The sequence below is a fragment of the Intrasporangium flavum genome (assembly GCF_001956915.1).
In the GTDB taxonomy this organism is placed as follows: Bacteria; Actinomycetota; Actinomycetes; order Actinomycetales; family Dermatophilaceae; genus Monashia; species Monashia flava.
Map to the genome: position 1 here is coordinate 1 of NZ_MLJO01000029.1, position 1,429 is coordinate 1,429.

1 protein-coding gene is annotated in these 1,429 nt (G+C 68.9%); it reads right to left on the reverse strand.

Going from position 1 to position 1,429, the window contains the following annotated elements:
* Positions 1–14 precede the first annotated feature (14 nt).
* Positions 15–1,196: an IS110 family RNA-guided transposase gene (locus tag BIV28_RS18810; protein WP_076264070.1), complete on the reverse strand. Its 1,182-nt coding sequence runs from the start codon at positions 1,194–1,196 to the stop codon at positions 15–17.
* Positions 1,197–1,429 lie beyond the last annotated feature (233 nt).

Sequence of the window (1,429 nt, forward strand, 5' to 3'; positions counted from 1 at the left end):
GGCTCCCTTCTGTGTCAAGAGGCCTGGTGCAGGGAGGTCGTAGGCTTGATGTTGGCGGGTCCGGGAAGTGACTTGTCCGAAGAGCCGGTCGCGGGCTGTGAGCCGGTCGCGCTGGAGTCAGAGTCGTTGCCCGAGTGTCCTCCCGGGCCCGTCACGGCGTGCCGCGTCAGGTCATTGAGCAGGGCGCGATAGACGGTGTCGGACAGGCGTCGTTTGAGGCAGCGCATCGCTTCGTTCGGTGTCTTTCCGGTCGCGACCTTCCGGTCGTAGTAGGCCCGGCCCTCGGTGGTCCTGGTGCGCAGTTGGACCGTGGCCATGATGTGCAGCACCCGGTTGATCTTGCGGTTCCCGCCGCGTGACAGGCGGTGGCGCACGTTATCGCCGGAGGAGGCGTCGATCGGGGCGGTGCCGGTCCAGGACGCGAAGTGCGCCCGGTCCGGGAAGCGGGTGATGTCGCCGACCTCGGCCAACAACCGGGCCGCGCCGGACGGGCCGATGCCGTGCAGGGTCAGGAGTGTGGTGTCGACCTCGGTCAGCAGCGACAGCAGCTCCTTGTTCGCGGCCTTCTTGCGGGCATAGATCCGCTCGAGGTCGACAACGAGCTCCATCGCGACGCGCTTGCGGGTCTTGCCGACGACGTCCCGCGGACGCACAGACGCGAGCAACCGGCGTGCCTGGGCTGCGGACAGGTCACGCTTCGCGCCGCCCGGAATCAGTTCCAGGACAAGGGCATGCAGCTGGTTGACCTTGTACGTGTGTTCCTCGCCGATGGCGCGACGCCGGTCAACCAGGATCCGCAGCACCTCGCGCTGGGCGTCCCGGACCACGGGCCGCAGCCCGGTCATCCGGGTCCCGACGAGCGCGACCGAGTGCGCGTCGGTGGCGTCGGTCTTGCGGCCCTGACCCGTCGCGAACACGCGGGCCCGCGCCGACAGCTTCGGCGGGACGTCGACGACGTGCTCGCCGGCGGCGATGAGCCGGTTCGCCACATGCCGGCCGATCCCGTTGCAGCCCTCCACGGCCCACGTCCGCTCCTGCCACTGCCGGGCGTCGGCGAGCATCGCGTCGAACCCCGCGATATCGGTGGCGAACCGGCCACCGCCGAGCACGCTCTCGTCGCCGGTCATCACCTCGATCGTGACGCTGCGCTTGTGCGGGTCCATGCCGATCACGACCGGACCTTCCTCGACGTTCATGACGCGCTCCCTTCACCTCGGACCAGCTGTTGCTCGAGCGCGGAGGGCACCGCTACTTCCGGCAGCGCATTCCCTTCTTCAGCCTCTCCGGCCCTGCGGTGCCCGAGCCGGCGCATGCCAAATGAGAGTCACGACCCGAAGGAAGGACAGCCGCTGATGCGAGCGACCAACCCGGGCACCTGAACCGAGCCTGCGCAGGCACCGGTCCTGCCGTCAATGGAACAAGTAGCCGC